This is a genomic window from uncultured Clostridium sp., assembly GCF_947039605.1.
Lineage (GTDB): Bacteria > Bacillota > Clostridia > Clostridiales > Clostridiaceae > Sarcina.
Map to the genome: position 1 here is coordinate 23,842 of NZ_CAMQZG010000024.1, position 18,483 is coordinate 42,324.

Annotated in this window: 13 protein-coding genes, 1 pseudogene and 1 riboswitch; of the genes and pseudogenes, 2 read left to right on the plus strand and 12 right to left on the minus strand. The window is 29.6% G+C overall.

Going from position 1 to position 18,483, the window contains the following annotated elements:
* Positions 1 to 73: 73 nt before the first annotated feature.
* The 7 genes from Q0V24_RS10245 to Q0V24_RS10275 all read right to left on the minus strand — a co-directional run bounded on the left by Q0V24_RS10245 (position 74) and on the right by Q0V24_RS10275 (position 10,123).
* Positions 74 to 1,180 (minus strand): BMP family protein, encoded by a 1,107-nt coding sequence (locus Q0V24_RS10245; protein WP_297521105.1) that lies wholly within the window; start codon positions 1,178 to 1,180, stop codon positions 74 to 76.
* Positions 1,181 to 1,648: 468 nt separating this feature from the next.
* Positions 1,649 to 3,781 (minus strand): UvrD-helicase domain-containing protein, encoded by a 2,133-nt coding sequence (locus Q0V24_RS10250; protein ID WP_297521107.1) that lies wholly within the window; start codon positions 3,779 to 3,781, stop codon positions 1,649 to 1,651.
* A 139-nt stretch (positions 3,782 to 3,920) separates the two neighbouring features.
* Positions 3,921 to 6,092, minus strand: a complete 2,172-nt coding sequence (gene ftsH, locus Q0V24_RS10255) for an ATP-dependent zinc metalloprotease FtsH (protein ID WP_297521109.1) — start codon at positions 6,090 to 6,092, stop codon at positions 3,921 to 3,923.
* 37 nt (positions 6,093 to 6,129) lie between these two features.
* On the minus strand, positions 6,130 to 6,666 hold the full coding sequence (lepB, locus tag Q0V24_RS10260) for a signal peptidase I (RefSeq protein ID WP_297521111.1): 537 nt from the start codon (positions 6,664 to 6,666) through the stop codon (positions 6,130 to 6,132).
* A 477-nt stretch (positions 6,667 to 7,143) separates the two neighbouring features.
* On the minus strand, positions 7,144 to 7,647 hold the full coding sequence (gene lepB, locus Q0V24_RS10265; protein ID WP_297521113.1) for a signal peptidase I: 504 nt from the start codon (positions 7,645 to 7,647) through the stop codon (positions 7,144 to 7,146).
* 174 nt (positions 7,648 to 7,821) lie between these two features.
* Positions 7,822 to 9,114, minus strand: a complete 1,293-nt coding sequence (lysA, locus tag Q0V24_RS10270) for a diaminopimelate decarboxylase (protein ID WP_297521115.1) — start codon at positions 9,112 to 9,114, stop codon at positions 7,822 to 7,824.
* Between the two features lie 173 nt (positions 9,115 to 9,287).
* Positions 9,288 to 9,474: riboswitch (Lysine riboswitch) on the minus strand.
* Positions 9,475 to 9,583: 109 nt separating this feature from the next.
* Complete coding sequence (locus tag Q0V24_RS10275) at positions 9,584 to 10,123, minus strand: NUDIX domain-containing protein (RefSeq protein ID WP_297521117.1); 540 nt, start codon at positions 10,121 to 10,123, stop codon at positions 9,584 to 9,586.
* A 157-nt stretch (positions 10,124 to 10,280) separates the two neighbouring features.
* On the opposite strand from Q0V24_RS10275, the gene Q0V24_RS10280 reads away from it, so the two are divergent.
* Positions 10,281 to 11,570 (plus strand): alkaline phosphatase family protein, encoded by a 1,290-nt coding sequence (locus Q0V24_RS10280; protein ID WP_297521119.1) that lies wholly within the window; start codon positions 10,281 to 10,283, stop codon positions 11,568 to 11,570.
* 47 nt (positions 11,571 to 11,617) lie between these two features.
* Here Q0V24_RS10280 and Q0V24_RS10285 read toward each other — a convergent pair whose 3' ends face one another.
* Positions 11,618 to 12,328 (minus strand): MgtC/SapB family protein, encoded by a 711-nt coding sequence (locus Q0V24_RS10285; RefSeq protein WP_297521121.1) that lies wholly within the window; start codon positions 12,326 to 12,328, stop codon positions 11,618 to 11,620.
* A 101-nt stretch (positions 12,329 to 12,429) separates the two neighbouring features.
* Positions 12,430 to 13,944, minus strand: coding sequence for a glutamate/gamma-aminobutyrate family transporter YjeM (yjeM, locus tag Q0V24_RS10290; protein WP_297521123.1), 1,515 nt, complete (start codon positions 13,942 to 13,944; stop codon positions 12,430 to 12,432).
* 446 nt (positions 13,945 to 14,390) lie between these two features.
* Here yjeM and Q0V24_RS10295 point away from each other — a divergent pair, with 446 nt between their 5' ends.
* Complete coding sequence (locus Q0V24_RS10295; RefSeq protein ID WP_297521125.1) at positions 14,391 to 15,539, plus strand: AI-2E family transporter; 1,149 nt, start codon at positions 14,391 to 14,393, stop codon at positions 15,537 to 15,539.
* A 102-nt stretch (positions 15,540 to 15,641) separates the two neighbouring features.
* On the opposite strand, the pseudogene Q0V24_RS10300 reads toward Q0V24_RS10295, so the two are convergent.
* From Q0V24_RS10300 to Q0V24_RS10310, 3 genes and pseudogenes are all read right to left on the minus strand, one after another.
* Positions 15,642 to 15,740: pseudogene (locus Q0V24_RS10300) on the minus strand (chromate transporter); the annotation flags it as partial.
* A gap of 320 nt (positions 15,741 to 16,060) precedes the next feature.
* Positions 16,061 to 16,768: an OmpA family protein gene (locus Q0V24_RS10305; RefSeq protein ID WP_297521127.1), complete on the minus strand. Its 708-nt coding sequence runs from the start codon at positions 16,766 to 16,768 to the stop codon at positions 16,061 to 16,063.
* The gene (locus tag Q0V24_RS10310; protein WP_297521129.1) at positions 16,765 to 18,372 is read right to left on the minus strand and encodes a hypothetical protein; all 1,608 of its coding nucleotides are present in this window, start codon (positions 18,370 to 18,372) and stop codon (positions 16,765 to 16,767) included. Before Q0V24_RS10310 ends, Q0V24_RS10305 begins: the two co-directional genes overlap by 4 nt.
* Positions 18,373 to 18,483: the final 111 nt, after the last annotated feature.

The window sequence follows — 18,483 nt, forward strand, 5'->3', positions numbered from 1 at the left end:
ATGTATTTTAAAATAAACTATCTCTAGTTAAAAAAATAGGCGGAATTAAAATCCCGCCTATATAATAATTAAATTACTTGATTAAATCACCTTTTTCACCAGAAACTTTGATTTCTCCTGACTTTACTAATTCAACTGTTTCATTGACCTTAGCCATAGTTTCAGCTGATAAATTAGGATTTTCTGCTGGAAGTCCAACATCATCAGTTTTAATATCAACTATGAAAGTTTCTCCACCTGGGAATTCACCTTTAAGCTCATTATTAATCATGTCATAAGCTGACTTACCAATCTTCTTAGTCGCTGATGTAAGAACTACTGATTTGCCTTCTTCATATATTCCATCTTCATATTGATCAACATCAACTCCAACAACCCAAACTTCTTCGCCTTTAGCTGCTCTTGTCTTAGCTTCTGTGATAACACCAACTCCAACTTTTCCAGCTGAAGCAAATATAGCTTTAACGCCTCTATCATACATAGTAGCTGCTATTTGTGTCCCTTTAGCATGATCTTCAAATGATTCTGCATAAATTACATTTTCTTCTTTAATTGTTACTTTTGTTCCAAGCTTCTCATTAGCATAAGCTATACCTTGTTGGAATCCCCAGTTAAACTTTTGAACTGGAGGTATTTCAAGACCACCTATAAATCCAACATCACCTTCTTTAACTTCTAAAGCTGTAGCAACTCCTGCAAGGAATCCTGATTCATGCTCTGCATAGAATATTGAAACTGTGTTTTCTCCTACAGTTGGCTCCATTGTATTAGCATCTTTTTTAGGTGCTCCATCTATTAATACAAACTTAGCATCTTTATATTTTTCTTGTGCTTTGTATATAGCTGTTTCAAACTTAAACCCTGGAGTTATAATTAACTTATTACCAGCATCGTATATGTTAGTAATTTCGTTTAAATAATCTGCCTCTGTTTGTCCTTTTGGTTGTAAGTACTTCTCCTTAATTCCAAGCTCTTCTTTAGCTTTAAGAATCCCTTCCCAAGTACCTTGATTGAATGATTTATCATCAATCGTTCCTGCATCTGTAATCATTCCTACTTGTAATGTAGCTTTTCCACTATCTGTAGCTGTATCTCCACCCTCTGATGAGCTACCACAGCCTGCTAAAACACCTGTTGCCATTAAAGCTGTTACTGCCATTGCAATTACTCTTTTTTTCATGTAATCGTCCCCCTAAAAATTTAAATATTTATAATACAAAATCAACATTAACCAAATTAGCAATTTATTATCATTAAACATATTCTAATAATCACTTTTCTAATATTTATTGATTTTATTATCACTTCGTTAGTTATTATAGCATATCTTTATCACAAAAATATTTATATCATTTTAAATTCTCTATATATTAACGGTTATTTAATATTTTTTCCGAACTATCATTCGTAAAGAAATTTTTCATCTTTTTTTATAATTATATTAATCAAACTTGCTATTAATTCAGAAAAAACACATCTAAAATTTTTGAAACAAGTTTCTTTTATTAACATTTTTTACCACAATTCTAATCTACCATTAAATGTAAAAGATTACAATATTATTTTCAAGGAATTTTACTCTTCCATTATTTTAAATACAAAAAAGGCCAAGATAATACATAAATTATCTTGACCTTTAGATACAATTTTATTTTTTTAATACAACATCACTTAAACTATGAAGTGCTCTTGTACTCATTATATACTTAATTAAGTCTTCTTCTCTTAAGTCCTCTTCAAAATCTGCCATTATAACACCATCAAATTCTAACCCTTTTGCAAAGTAAGTAGGTATTATAAGATTTCCACCTTTATAGAAAATATCCTCATTATCAAACTTAACAAGATGTATGTCCTCTTTTAAAAGATTCCATACTTCTTTTAATCTAGTTGCATTTCTAGTTATTATTGCAACACTCTCTAAACCTTGTGCATTAAGCTTTTTAATTTGAGATACTATCTTTTCTTTATACTCTTGAACATCTGAAGTACGTAAAACTTCAACTTTTTCGCCTTCTCTAACAAGAGGAACTATTTTATCTTCTTTTAAGAATTTATTTGCATAGTTCATAATCTCTGATGTACTTCTATAACTATTATTTAAATTATAAACTTCTGTTTCTACATCATTAAATATATCAGCAAGTTCAATCATTGCTGCTTTTTCTGAATACTTAATAAGTCTTTGGTTAACATCACCAACAACTGTAAAGTACTTGCTTCCGATAAGCGCTCGTATAACTTTAAACTGTAATGGAGAATAATCTTGTGCTTCATCAATTACAACATGTCTAAAATCTTTACTAGCTTTTTTACCTTCAAACTTAATCATAAGATATAAAATTGGAGCTAAATCATTTACTGTTATAACTCTATTTTTATTAAACTTATTATAAAGTGATACACAACTCTCTGTTTGTATCCACTCATCAAGTGTTTTTCTAATATCCATAACTTCTTGAACAAGTTCTCTTACCTTAATCTTTCTTTTAAACTCAATATCAGTTTCTTGGATTACAAGTTCTTCTTCACTTAATGATTCTTTTAAATCTTTAATTTCTTTTATAAGGTCTCTAAACTTTTCATCTCTTTTATCTTTTATCTTCATTGTAAGAATTCTTTTGATTTTTTCAGCTCTTCTAAATAGAGGCATATAAGCATAATGTTTATCGAATAATTCTCTAATTTCATCAACTGAAACTATTATATCTCCATAACCTTCAACTGGCTTTATATCAAAATATCCTTGTGATAACTCTTCTGTAAACTTATCTAATTCTTCAATAAACTCATGAGAGTTTTTAAAAGCTTCTCGCTCTACAGTTTCACCATCTTTTTGAACTATCTTCTCTAAGTACTCTTCATATGGCATTATTGATATCTCTTCATCAATTTCAGACATTGCAAATCCAAGGAAAGTTTCTTGCTTAACCCCTACTTCTCCAAGACTTGGTAGTACTTGTGATATGTAATCCATAAAGATACTATTAGGTCCAAGTATTAATACTTTCCCCTCTAGTTCTTCTCTATTATTATAAAGAAGATAAGCTACTCTATGAAGTGCAATTGTAGTTTTTCCACTACCAGCAACTCCATTAACAACTATATTTTTAGTTCTTGGAAGTCTTATTATTTTATCTTGCTCTGCCTGAAGAGTCATAATAACATCTTTAAGTTTCTCTGATGTATTATTACTTAAAACCATTTGTAAAATTTCATCTTTTACATCTACCTCTGAATCAAATAATCCCTCAAGCATAGCCTTTTTAATAATTAATTGTCTTCTAGCAGTTATATCAACATCTATATCCCCACTTGGTGCTACATATGATGCTTCTCCTAAACTACCATGATAGAAAAGTGATGCAATTGGTGCTCTCCAATCTACTACTACTGGCTCAAAAGTTCCCTCCGGTGTAACTCCAAATCTTCCTACATATAAAGTTCCAATTTCATCAAACTCTTTATCTGTATATCCAATTCTTCCAAAGTAAGGTGAATCTTTTAAAATAGTAAGCTCTTTGAGTTTTCTATCTATCATTTTGAAAGATTCTTCTCTAACATAAGATTCATGATCAAAATACTCTATAAGTTTATCTTCATCATCTCTATATTCTTCAATTGCTGCTTTTCTTTGAGTTACAATATATTCTGTAAGAAATTTTCTTTTATTTACATAAGATAGCATTTCTTCTGCTATTATTTTTGATGTTTCCTCAAGTTTTCTTTCTTCAACTAAAAACTCGACATTTTTTGTTCTATCTATATCATGCTTTGACATTTAATCAAATCCTTTCACACTCTATATTTTAAGTATATCCATTATACCATGAATTCTAACACTTTATTTTTTAATACTTACTTCTATAAGCGAAAAAAGAGCTGTCTTATAAAAGACAGCCTTTTTTACTAGCTTAAAATTATTCTAATTCATCATCTTTCTTTTCAGTGATGACTTCATCATTTTTCTCTTCTAAAGCTAATTTTTTCTTTTCTTCAAGAAGTAGCTTTTCCTCAACTTTTTTATCTGCATCAAAGATTATCTCTTCTTTGTCAGTAGCTGGTCCTGCAATCATATCTAATTCATCTTTAGCAGCTTCAAGTTTTGCAAGTCTTTCTTCTCGCTCTAATGCTTCAAGTGCTACAGCTTCCTCTTCAATTCTCTCTCTTCTCTCTTCTTCTCTTGCCTGTGCAAGTTTAGCTTTTTCTGCTCTTCTTATCTTAGATCTTTCTTTTAAGAATTCTTTTTCTTTCTTAAGTTCATCATATTTTTCTTTTTTCTCTGGATACTTAGCATAAACTATTTCTAAGAATTCATCACCCATGATAGTTTCTTTATCAAGAAGTACACTTGATATTTCATCAAGTAAATCTTTATTTTCTGTAAGAATATCAACAGCTTTTTTATGAGCTGCTTTAATAATTTTCAGAACTTCTTCATCAACTATTGTAGCTGTTGCAGCAGAACAATTCATAACATTTCTACCATCCATATATCTACTTGAAGCAGACTCAAGACCCATCATGTCAAATCTATCACTCATACCATAAACAGTTACCATATTTCTAGCTGTTTGAGTAGCTCTTTCAATATCATTTGAAGCTCCTGTTGTAATTCTTCCGAATTCAACTTCTTCAGCAGATCTACCACCAAACATAACAGAAATTTGATCTATCATTTCATCTTTACTAAGAAGATATTTTTCTTCTTCTGGAAGTTGCATTGTATAACCAAGCGCTCCCATAGTTCTTGGAACTATTGTTATCTTATGAACTGGATCTGTATTATTAAGCATTGCTGCTACAAGTGCGTGACCAACTTCATGATACGCTACAGTTCTAAGTTCTTTATCATTCATTATTGTATCTTTTTTCTCTTTACCTGCAATTACCATTTCAGCAGCATCTTCTAAATCTTCTTGTATAACAAGTTTTCTACCATGTTTAACAGCTCTTAATGCAGCTTCATTTACTATATTAGCAAGGTCTGCTCCTACTGCTCCTGGAGTTGATTTAGCGATTGCCTCAAGTGATACTTCTTTTGAAATTTTAACCTCTTTAGTATGAACTCTAAGAATAGCTTCTCTACCAATAAAGTCTGGTTTATCAACTATAACTCTTCTATCAAATCTTCCTGCTCTTAATAAAGCTTTATCAAGAACTTCTGGTCTGTTAGTAGCTGCAAGAATTACAACTCCTTTTGAACCATCAAATCCGTCCATCTCTGTAAGTAATTGATTAAGAGTTTGTTCTCTCTCATCATTTCCTTGGATTGAACCTTCTCTACTTTTACCAATTGCATCAATCTCATCTATAAAGATAATACATGGTGCTTTTTGTGCTGCTTGTTTGAATAAATCTCTTACTCTAGAAGCTCCCATACCAACAAACATCTCAACAAAATCTGAACCTGCAAGTGAGAAGAAAGGAACTTTTGCTTCCCCTGCAACTGCCTTAGCAAGTAAAGTTTTACCAGTCCCTGGAGGACCTACAAGTAATGCACCTTTAGGAAGCTTTGCCCCTATTGAAACATATTTGTCAGTATCATGTAAGAATTCAACAATTTCTTTTAATGATTCTTTAGCCTCTTCTTGACCTGCTACATCATCAAAAGTTTTACCTGTTTCATCCTCTGCATATAATTTAGCATTATTTTTTCCGAATGACATAACTCCGCCACCCATTTTCTTATCCATTTTACCAAACATAAGTTTTCCAATGATTAAGAAGAATACTAATGGACCTACCCAGTAAAGTAATAATTCAAATATTGGGAATGCTTGTGGAAGCGCTGCACCAAATTTAACATCTTTAGCCTCTAATTGATTTATTAATTGAGGACCTTCTCCAACATTTACTGCGTATAGAGTTTTTCCATACTCTGGAGTATCTTTTTTAGGAGTTATTTTAATCTCTCCATTTACAAACTCAACGGCTTGTATTTGATTTGCATTTAACATTGTCTTAAACTGACTGTACGGTACTTTTTGAGTAGACATTTCTACCTTCGCATAGTTGAAACTTATAATTAAACCAGCAACTATTGCACCATAAATCAGAATATACTTAAGTTTTTTATTACCCTTAAACATCTTCTCGCTTCCTTTCTACAGTCTTTCTTCAAATAGTTTAATTGTTATCCTTCAAGAACCCAATTTTATCAAAAGGATATACTCTTAGCCACGCTTTGGCTATTATATTACCTCCTGGTATATATGGATCTTTCCAATACCTAGAGTCTCTACTATTTGCCCTATTATCACCTAGCATAAAATATTCACCCTCTGGAACATGGAATGTCCCGCCTAATGGATCAGAATACTTAACATAGGGCTCATTTAAAAGCTCTCCGTTTATGTAAACTTTTCCGCCATCTTTTATTTGTATAGTATCTCCTGGGAGACCTATTACTCTTTTAAGAAGTAATTCTTTTTCGCCTTCTTTTTTAAAGACTACTATTTGCCCTCTTTTTATTTTAGATGGATTGTAAATTTTTACAGCAAAAATTTGATTACCTGGCATTACCGTTGGTTCCATAGAACCTGTTGGTACCACAACCTTAAAAATAAGAAACTTATTAATCAAAGTTGCAAGTATAATAGCACACACTATAGGTATTATCCAATCTTTGATAATTTTTATAAACACATTGTTATTCGTGTTCATTACACCAATCCCTTTCTATTAAAAGTCTAGTTACTCCAAACTTCCTCAGAAACATTGATAAATTTCTCTCAAATCGGGTGGGTATTACATTAATACCTAACCATAACTTTATTGTTTTATTGATGTACAATTCTACTCTTTAATATATGTCGTAATACTACCATATTTTTATAACAACTATATGTCAAACATCCCTTAATGCATTGAGTTCACAGTAATTTCACCAATATAAAAAAATCAAGTTTTATCTCCCTCTCAAGATTTCTGATTGATTTTTTGTTAATAATAAGTATATCATATTTTAGATATATTTTCTCTTACATATTTATTATTTTTCCTATAAATATTATACTATATACTAATTAAATCACAATTTTTTTTGAATAATTTTGAAACATTTCTAAAAAAAATTAGCATTTGACTATATTTACTTAAAACAATATAGTCAAACGCTAAATTAACCCTTTATTAATGATATTATTCTAAAAATCCGATACTATTAAATGGATAAATTCTAAGACCAGCTTTTGCTATAATATTTTTTTCTGAAATATATGGTTCCTTCCACATTCTTGCATCCTCACTATTTTTTCTATTATCCCCCATCATTAAATAACTATCCATTGGAACTGTAAATATACCTGTCAATGCATCTGGATTTTCCACATAAGGTTCATCTAAAAATACTCCATTAATATAAACGTTACCACCATCCTTAACCTCAACATTTTCACCAGGAAGTCCTATAACTCTTTTAAGAAGTAATTCTTTCTTACCATCTTTTTTAAAAACTACAATATCCCCACGCTCAATTTTAGATGTATTATAAACTTTTCTCACAAATATCTGATCACCTATCATAACCGTTGGTATCATAGACCCAGATGGTACTTCTACCTTAAAGATTAAAAACTTATTAATCAAAAAAGCAATCACCACAGCACAAACTACCGGTACTATCCAATCTTTAAAAAACTTCATAATAATCCCCCTTTTTCTTTTACCATTTTTATCCATAATTATTATAACATATGTGGGTATTACATTTTTTTAATATTTTACTACAAAACAAAAAAACTCTACTTAAATTAATATTTAAGCAAAGTTTTTCTAAATCTATATTGAGTTATATATATTTCAAATTATTTTTAGTTTTTAAATACACTCATTTTTAATCATGTCATCAAAACTTTCTTTTTTGCATACTACTCTTGATAAGCCATTTTGAACCATAACTACTGCTGGTCTTGGCATTCTATTATAATTACTAGCCATTGAATATCCATAAGCCCCTGTTGTCATCATAGCAAGAATATCTCCTGTTTCAAGTTTCGTTATATTAGCATCATTTACTAAGACATCACCTGACTCACAGCATTTTCCTGCAATTGTTACAACTTGATTTTCACCTTCCATTCTGCTAGCTGTACAGCATTCATACTTTGCACCATATAAAGCAGTTCTAATATTATCACTCATTCCCCCATCAGTTGAAGCATAAGTTCTAACACCTTCTATAGTTTTAACAGCACCAATTTCATATAAACTTGTACCAGCATTAGCAACTAAACTTCTACCTGGCTCTATGCTTAATAGGGGTAATGGATAACTAAGTCTTTCACATACTTCCTCAACTTTATTTAATATAGCCTCGCAATATTCTTTAGTAGTTCTTGGATTATCTTCGCTTGTATAATAAACTCCAAATCCACCGCCAAGATCTAACTCATGTATCCTAATTCCACACTCTCTATAAATGTTATCCATAAGATTAAGCATAACTTCTGCTGCATCCTCAAATGGCTCTAAATCAAATATTTGTGAACCTATGTGACAATGAAGTCCAACTAACTCAACATTTTTAAGTTCTTTCACTTCATTCATAAGTGTAATTATATCATCACCGATAACTGGGAATCCAAATTTTGAATCAAGTTGTCCTGTTTTAATATAATCATGTGTATGTGCCTCAATTCCAGGTGTGATTCTTATATATATTTTTTGAACCATCCCTTTATCTCTAGCAATTCTATCTATATTATATAATTCATTATGATTATCAACCATAAATCTACCTATTCCATATTCAAGCCCCATGTTTATCTCTTCTACTGTTTTATTATTTCCATGAAAATAAATTTTTTCCATAGGGAATCCACTTTTATAAGCTGTATAAAGTTCTCCTCCTGATACTACATCAAGACATAAACCTTCTTCTTCTGCTATTTTACACATAGCCATAGTCATACAAGCTTTTCCTGCATATACTACTCTATTATTTCTAGCCTCACACTTAAAATTATTAAAGAAATCTCTACAATTATTTCTTACAAGTTCCTCATCCATAACATATAATGGTGTTCCATGAGTTTTTGCAAGCTCTGTGCAGCTTACCCCTCCAATATAAAGTTCATTGTTTTCTACTTTCATTGCCCCAAACATTTTCATCTTAAATTACCTCCATATATTTTTTAAAATTAGTCTAGTCTTAAAACTCAACTGATAATAGCCCCCACAAAATATAAAATTAAAATAAAAACCCACTGTTTTCACAGTGGGTACAAATTACAAATGTTACAATAAAAATCTATACTAGCCCAGCACAAACCTTATTTAAATTAACACTTAGTAGCACTCCACTTTATTATTACAATTATTTTGCAATTAATGTGACAGCCATATACATGTTATGCATATGTCCAGAATGATATTTTGCACTATCAATCTTCGGCCAATTTTCCTTTTAGTATTAATCAAAGCTTGCGACTCCTAATACTTACTCTTAATTTTGGCACCTCTACAAAAGTTTACTTTATTAAGTTTTCTATATATTATATTAATATTTGATTATAATGTTACCACAATAAGAAATAAAAGCAATACTTTTTTCCTGAAAATTATCTTTTTTTTGGAAATTTTAAACTTCCTCTATAAACTCAACTTGTTTAAATGGATAAATTACTCCATCACCTTTATTCTCTAAAATCTTTTTAATTACTCTTTGTCCAATAGTATCTTCCTTCATTTCATCAAGAGCATCACAAAGATTAACCCAGTCGATAAATTCAACCTCTGCTGACTGATTAATTTCTCCACTTTCGTACTGTGCAACATATGTAAGCATTGAAAGTTCTTTTCCTTCTACATAATCACTACCTATATATTCTATATTTTTAACTAAAATCCCAGCTTCCTCTTTTACTTCTCTATAAACAGTCTCTTCAACTGTTTCATCTATCCCAACATAACCTGATAATAATACTTTGCTTTCTTTAAAAATATAACTTTGTTTCAATAATAAAACCTTATCACCCTTTAAAACAGCTACAACCATACATGACTTTGGTAAATCAAAATATAATGTCTTATCTTCTTTACAATATGGGACCAATCCCTCATCGTAATTATCTCTAAGTTCTAACTCTGAACCACATTGTGGACAAAATTTAAATTTCATTTTATCACCCTCATCCCTTTTCTTTTGTTTTCATCTCTTTATTTTATATATTATCATAACTTTTTTTAGTTTATATTTCAAATTTTATATTTATTATGTATGGATTTTCTTCAAATTACGCTATAATTATACTAATTACATTTTTTAGGAGGTTTTAATGAACAAAAAAAAATTTATTATTATATCATTTGATGCTGTAGATGGAAACGACCTTGCTTTTTTATCAAAACTTCCACACTTTGGTAAACTTTTAAAAAGGTCTTCTTACTCAACGGAAGTCGAAAGTGTTTATCCATCTTTAACATACCCAGTTCATACAAGTATTATAACTGGTATGCTACCCAAAAATCATAATGTTATAAATAATATAAAAATCCAAGTAAGCAACTGTTTAAACCCCGATTGGTTTTGGAAGAAGAGCGAAATTAAAGGTGATACACTCTTTGATGTTATAAAAAGAAACAAACTTACTTGTAGCTCTATCCTTTGGCCTGTAACTTGTCAGGCTAATATTAAATATAACATGCCAGAGATATTTCCAAACAAAGGATGGCAAAATCAAATAATGGTGTCTGCACTAAACGGAAGTATTAAATATCAGCTTAATTTAAATAATAAATTTGCTTCTATCAGGGAAGGACTAAGACAACCACAACTTGATAACTTTTCTATGAATTGTTTCTTATATACATTAACTGAATATATGCCTGATGTAGCCTTTCTTCATCTAACAGATGTTGATACTAATAGACATAAGCACGGTTATAAGTCAAAAGAAGCTAACTATGCTTTAATGCGTCATGATGCTAGACTTGGCGATGTAATAACAAAACTACAAACTATTGACTCACTTGATGATGCTTGTATAATCCTTTTAGGTGATCATAGTATGAAAGAAACCCATAGTGTAATAAAACTCAATAAATTATTTCTTGATAAATGCTGGCTTGGACTTGATAAAACAAATAAAAAAATAGACTATCATGAAGTCTTTTGTAATTTTTGTGATGGTTCTGCTTATATTTATTTAAAAGATAAAAATAATAAAACTTTACTAGAAAAAGTAACAATGGAAATAAACAAGCTTTCAGAAACAAACTTTGGTTGTATTAAAAGTATATATAATAAGCAAGAAGCTACAAAGTTTGGTGCTGATCCAAATTGTGATTTAATGATTGAAGCAAATGATGGTTACTATTTTATTAATAACTTTGATGGTGATAAGGTTATTGAAAAAGTTGGTACTAAATATGATAAATCAACACATGGTTATAAGCCTTCAAATTATGAGAATGGAACATTTTTCATAGTTTGTGATCCAAGAGTTAAAGAAGATTTTAACATTGGCCCTATGAGAATAATTGATATAGCTCCAACAATCACAAAGCTTCTAGATGATGCTATGCTTGATACTGATGGAAAGCTTTTAAGATGCATATTTAAATAATATAATACAAAGAAGTGGCTCGAATAGTTTCTAGCCACTTCTTTTTTTCATTTCACTCTTTTTACTTTACTAATATATTCATTCATCATAAGTTTATTTTTAAGCATTGATACTTTAATTTTCTTTGGCAATATTATTTTATACTCTAATGTCCCCTCACTATTCTCCTTACTATTATCATTTACTTTAAAACTTTCTATTTGAATATCATGGGTAAAAAATATGTTTTCAATATGCTCTAGAACTTCTTTTTTATTGGTATATACAACTTCTAATTTACACCTTAAATCTTTATTCATAATTTTTTCTTGAACTACTCCAAGCAGTACAAGCGTTGTTAATGCAAGACCCACTCCCAAAAATGCTACCCAAATCTGACCATAACCTATTGCTATTCCAAGACAAGCTACAACCCACAATGATGCGGCGGTTGTAAGCCCTTTTATAGAACCTTTATGGACCATAATAGTTCCTGCTCCTAAAAATCCTATTCCACTAATAACCTGCGCCGCAAGCCTTCCTCTTGTAACTTGAATTCCAACAGTATCAATCCCATACGCATAATATTCTTTTAAAAACTCTTCTTCCATTCTCATTTCAATCAATGATATTATACAAGCACCAACACAGACTAATATATGAGTTCTAAACCCTGCTGCTCTATTATGTTTCTCCCTTTCATATCCTATTATTCCTCCAATAAAACAAGCCATTAAGAGTCTTATTATCATAATATCAATTCCAATTTCTATAATCATATATACCCCTAAACAATAGATTTATATATAATATTCAAATTTTTAATTTCTGACATAAAAAAACTCCTTACTTAGAAAATCTAAGTAAGGAGTCAAATTTCTTATTTTAATTCATCTTTTATAAAATGATGCTTAGATTTTTGGAATAATATAAGTGCTATTATAGCAAATATAATTGGTCCTGCTATCATCCATAATGTTGATTCCCAATCTCCACTTTGAATTACAGGTTCAATTACTGTCATTATGTTACCAAGTCCTACAACTATGATAACTGATAAAACTCCAACTAAAGCCATTCCTTTTGATTTATATAATTCAAAAGGTTTTTCAATAGATTTATTCTTTTTAAATTTATAGAACGCTCCTGCTATAAACATATTTGGAATAGTCATTGCAACGTTAGTCATAAGAACTAACTTTGAGAAGAACTCTGAAGCATTTTCGCCTCCAAATGATGTTAAGAAAATCATAACTGCAACTATAGCACATTGAACTGCCATAGCTCCAATAGGCATTCCAGCTTTATTTTCTTTTGTGATCCATTTTGGCCACATTTCTTTTGGTGTTCCTTCAATTAATTGTTTTACTGGTGAGTAAGTTAATGTGAAGAAAGCTCCTGTTAAAGCTATAAACATTGAAAGTCCTACAAATCTAGCAACCCATATTCCAATTGTAGCCGCTGTAGCAGCTGTTGTTCCAAGGGCTAAGCCTAATTGAACTCCAAAGTTTTTCATTAAAACATATGCAACGTTTGCCATATTAACTGAACCACCAGATAAAGCTGAGTCCCAGTTTGTAAACATACCACAAACAAATATTCCAATTGCATAAGCAACCGCAATTATTATAGCTGCAAGAGTTATTGCTTTAGGGAAAGTTTTTGTAGGGTTTTCAGACTCATCAACAAGTCCTCCAACAACTTCTATTCCACCAAAAGCAAATATTGCAAATACTGCAAATGACATCATAGCAAGTGGACTTCCATAAGCAGGGTTTGGTCCTACTAAGAATTCTTTAGCAGATGTTATAGGCTGTGCAAATTGACCCTTATTAAGTATAAATATTAAAATTGCTCCACCAATTAAAACTACATTTAAAAGTGCAACTACTGTCCCTGCTATCCCTGTAATTTTTTTAATTTTATCAAGTCCTCTTGATCCAACTATTGTTACAAGAATAATCCAACAAACTCCAAGTAAACCTATAGTTTGAGTTGAACCAAGTCCAAATAAACTCCAAGTAGATGTTGTATCTGAACCAAATATTGCATTTGAAAGTGGAATCCAAATACTTGATGAAGTACTAACCATCCAAATTACATATGATGCAAACCACATGAATGTACCAACAAAAGCATATCTTGGCCCTACTGATTTAGCCATCCATGAGTATATTCCACCTTTTTCATCCTTAAACGCTGCTCCATATTCAGAAACCATAAATGCATATGGTATTACAAACGCTATTGCCCCTAATAAATACCAGGGTATTGCTGCATACCCCATTAAATAAAAGGCTCTAGGCATATTAGCAAATCCAAATACTGATGTAAATATCATTAGAACTAACGGTATTAAGGTTAACTTCTTCTTCTTCTTACTATTATTGCTCATTCTTTTCCCACCTTTTTATTATTACTATCTTTAATTATACTTTAATATATTAATGTGTAAAATTCAACTTAAAACGACATTATTATTAAAATTTAAATATTTAAATTATTTTATCAATATATTTTCTTATTTTTTATTAATTATTGTATATTAAAAACCTTTTCTTAAAAATAATCATTTTATTTTATTTTTAACAATCTTTTAAAAATATCAATTATTTCACCATTTTTATACTCTACTTGCAATTTTTCTTGCAAATTTCATTATTTTTAATATTTATACTATTTTAATATTAAATTTGTCATTTTTTATTAAAGATTTTTGCTAAATTAAATTAAAAATTTATTATAATTATTTTGAATTATTGTTATAAAACATTTTTTATGTATAATTATAATAAATGAAGATATTTTCCATATCTTTTTTTCAAATTTAGGAGGCCTTTAATGAAACTTTTTAACAATGATAATTCAAAGTATTTCAAAATCTTTGCAGTTGTAATTCTTTCTTACGTAGTTATAAAACTTATAGATAACTATGCTAGTTTATTTAATGGGATTAACACTATTTACAACTTACTTTTCCCATTTGTAGTAGCCTTTGTCATAGCTTACATACTTAATCCTGTTGTTAAACTTTTTAACAAAAAATTTAAACTCTCACATGGATTAAGCATTGCTCTTACTTATATCTTATTTGTAGGAATACTAGCTATAGGAGCTTTCTTCTTATTCCCTAAGCTTTATATAAGTATAATAGACCTTGTAGATGCTATACCAACATTGACAACGGAATTCCAAGACAAGCTTACAGTCATATTATCTAATGTAGAAAATCAAGCTCACTTATCTCAGCTTAACGCGTTTGATTTTGATGTAAATACAATAATCGAGAAATTCTCAACTGTCTTTACTTCTATGTTTAATGGAATCTTAAATACAGCAATTTTATTAACAACTTCTATTGTTAATATAGTTTTTGGATTTTTGATATCAATCTATGTATTGACTGATAAAGATAATTTCTTGGCTTTTGGTAAAAGAATCACACTTACTACTCTTGGTAAAAAAAATGGTACAAGAACTATAACTTTTATTAGTATACTTAATAAAAAAGTTGGTACTTATATTTCAATAAAAGCATTTGATTCACTTATAATTGGAGTTATCGCTTTTATTGGTTTATACATCATGAATTCAAAGTATTTACTACTACTTGCTGTAATAGTTGGTATTACAAATATGATTCCATACTTTGGACCATTTATAGGAATGATAGTTGCATTCTTTGTAAATCTTTTTGCAGCTGATTTTAAACTTGGTTTAATGTCACTTATCTTCCTATTTATCTTGCAACAGTTTGATGCTTGGTATCTTGATCCAAAATTAATTGGTAATAAGGTAGGTCTTAGTCCTTATCTTGTAATTCTTGCCGTCACTATAGGTGCTTTTGTCTATGGACCTATTGGTATGATACTTGCAAGTCCTGTAGCCTCAGTGATTAAAATTTATACAACTAAACTTCTTGATAGATATGACTATCGTAGAACTGGTCATAAAAAAGAAGAAATTGAAGTTGAAGAAATTGAAGTTTAACTTTTTTCAAAAAAGAACTCAAGCTAAAAAATAGCTTGAGTTCTTTTTATATCAACATATGACTCTTTTGCAAGTGATACAAATGCACTTATTATAAGTAGTATAAGTATTATTTACAACAACTTCCCTTTGTATAAAAGGAATCATTGCATAACCACCACCAAAGCCAAACATTCCTATTTTTAAAAAAGAAAAAAACATTTGAACATATTGTTAAAATTTAAAATATACTTTAAATTTTAATTTCTTTTTCTAAAGTATTTTGTATACTTTTTTCCTTCTAGCAAATACTAAAAATGCAACTAAACTATTTTGCTTAGGAGGGAATCTTTATGGAAAATAATAATTTAGAACAATCTGGAACCATTTGGGGTATTTTCATAGTAATGGCTCTTAGTCTTATTGGCCTTTTAGTACCTGTATTTTAAATAATTAGTTTTCTTTTATCTTTAATTTTCAAACACAACAGAAAAAGCAACCCAATTAATTTATTTGTTGGATTGCTTTTTTTGTTATTCTTTTTATTTCTCCGCCTCTTCCTTATGTCTTTCTTTTATTGCATCTTCTAAATCTGAATTGCTAAATATCATTTTTATCTCTATTTTTCTATCAACTGTGTGTTCATTTTTATTATAATTTTCTGTACTTTTATTTCTTTCCTCTGGAGTCGTATTAGTTTCAAACTCTGACATACCTGCTGCTTTAAACTTAGGTCCATATTTATTCTCAAGTCCACTATTCATAGGCATTATTTCATTTAAAAAACTTATAGCCCTCATTGTTGATAATTCTCTATTATCAAAAGTTGTACCTGCATAATCTGTATGGCCTATTATCTCTATATAATCTATTTCATTATTTATCTCTTCTACATCTAAAAGACTTTCAAATATTTGACCAAATATATTAGCAACTCTCTTTCCTTCACCTTTAAGCTTTGCTGAATCTGTATCAAAAAATGTTTCTGTTTTTATATCTATTTTACCTTCATCTCTATTAAAACTTATCATACTAGGGTCAACATTACTTTCTTTAAGTTCCATTTCAATCCTATCATATAATTTTTCTCTTTTAGTTGATATATCATCTACATATACAGTTAAAAAACCCATAGCAAGTATCATTATAAAGAAAAAAACTAAGGCTGTTATAGACATAATATCCACAAAAGATGGCCAGTATGATGGGCTTTCTTCTATTTCCTTATAATTTTTTCTTCTTAGCTTCATTCTCTTTTACTCCTATAATTGTTAGTTTCCTTTCTTTTTCTATTAGTACTATTAATTATTTCTCTTGAAGAATCTATAACATTCATTGTTTCATCAAGAGTCCTACTTGCACCAATAATATCGCTTCGTATAGTTCCCATATTATTATCTATATGTTTAGTTATCTTAATCCCCACATCATCTAAATACTCTTTTAAAGCATGAGAAAATCTCTCTGCAAGGAATATTGGTATATGCTCTGAACTCTTTGAGAATGTTCTAAGACTATCATCTAATGATTTAGTCTGTTTATTAAGAACAACAGTCTGATATGCTACTTCTTTATTACTTACATCATTATTCTTTTTAACTTCTGCTATTAAATCTTTTATATTATTTTGGTTAATTACAAGATTATCTGTTTCTTCTTTAATCGTAGCTGCAACCTCTAGGGAACTCTCTGCATTTGTTAGAACTGCATTACTTATTCTTATTATGCTATCATCAATACCATCTTGCATTTTCCCCATTGAATTTTCAAATTTAACTGATATCCCTGTAAAACATTGCCCTAGATTTGCTGATAAATTATCTAATGATACATCCATAGACCTGCTCATAGCTTCAAATGATGTATCTATATTATTTGTTAAATCTACCATAGCTCTATCTAAGTTTTCTGCTGAATATACAAAATCTCTAAATCCTTTTTCAACACTTCCACTTAAATTCTCTGATGTAATTACAAAACTTGATACCGATTCATTAAATGATTCAACCGGTGCCTCAAAACTATGCACAGTATGAGAGAATGTTTCAACAAGCCCTTTGAACTCTTTTGTATACTCTGTAAGCCCATTTGCTGACTCTGTTAGATCAATAGAACTTGCATTAATTTTACTAACTAATTCCTCAACTCCATTTTTAAATAAATTAGTCATTTCCTCTGTTAAAGTTAGCATTGTAAGTTTAACTGTTTTGCTAAACTCTTCAAATATTGTATTAAATGTTTTTGCATGATTTGCAAATATCTCATTATCTAAAAAGTCTTCCATTTCATTATAAAATTTACTTTTAGAATGTTTTACTGATTGAGTCATAAAATTTAAAACCATTGATGTAAGAACCCCAAATATACTTGTCCAAAAGGCTGTTGCCATACTAGCTATTGGTGCTTGAAGCTTCTGTGTAAAAACATTTATACTTTCAATTCCTGTTAAAGCTTCTTTTGTTTCAAAAATTGCAAGAGTTAGACCAAGGAATGTACCAAGAAGCCCAAGGGCTATTAATATTGATGGAATAAGCTTTGCAGTATCCTCAAATTTTGTAAATTTATCATCAAGATTTTTTTCTATAATTACCTGTGTATTTATGTTGTCAGTTCCACACTCTGTACTCTTTTTAAATCTATTAAATATCTTATTAAGTTCTGGAATCTGAAAGTAAACCTCACCCTCTCTATTTATTCCCGCTAAAATATCCTTATTCAAATCATCATAATATCTTTTTATCGTAATATTTAATACAATTCCTATTATAAAAGTTATGATAATTATTCCTATAACAAGCCATCCAAGTAAATTTTGTGCTGTTATAGAACTTATTGTTTTTGACAAAACATCCATTTTACCCTCCTATTTTAATAAATTACTACTATATATTTATATGTTAGAAAAGTTATGTAATATGCAATAAGTCATTACTTAATATTTTTTTAATATGCAAAATCTCTATCT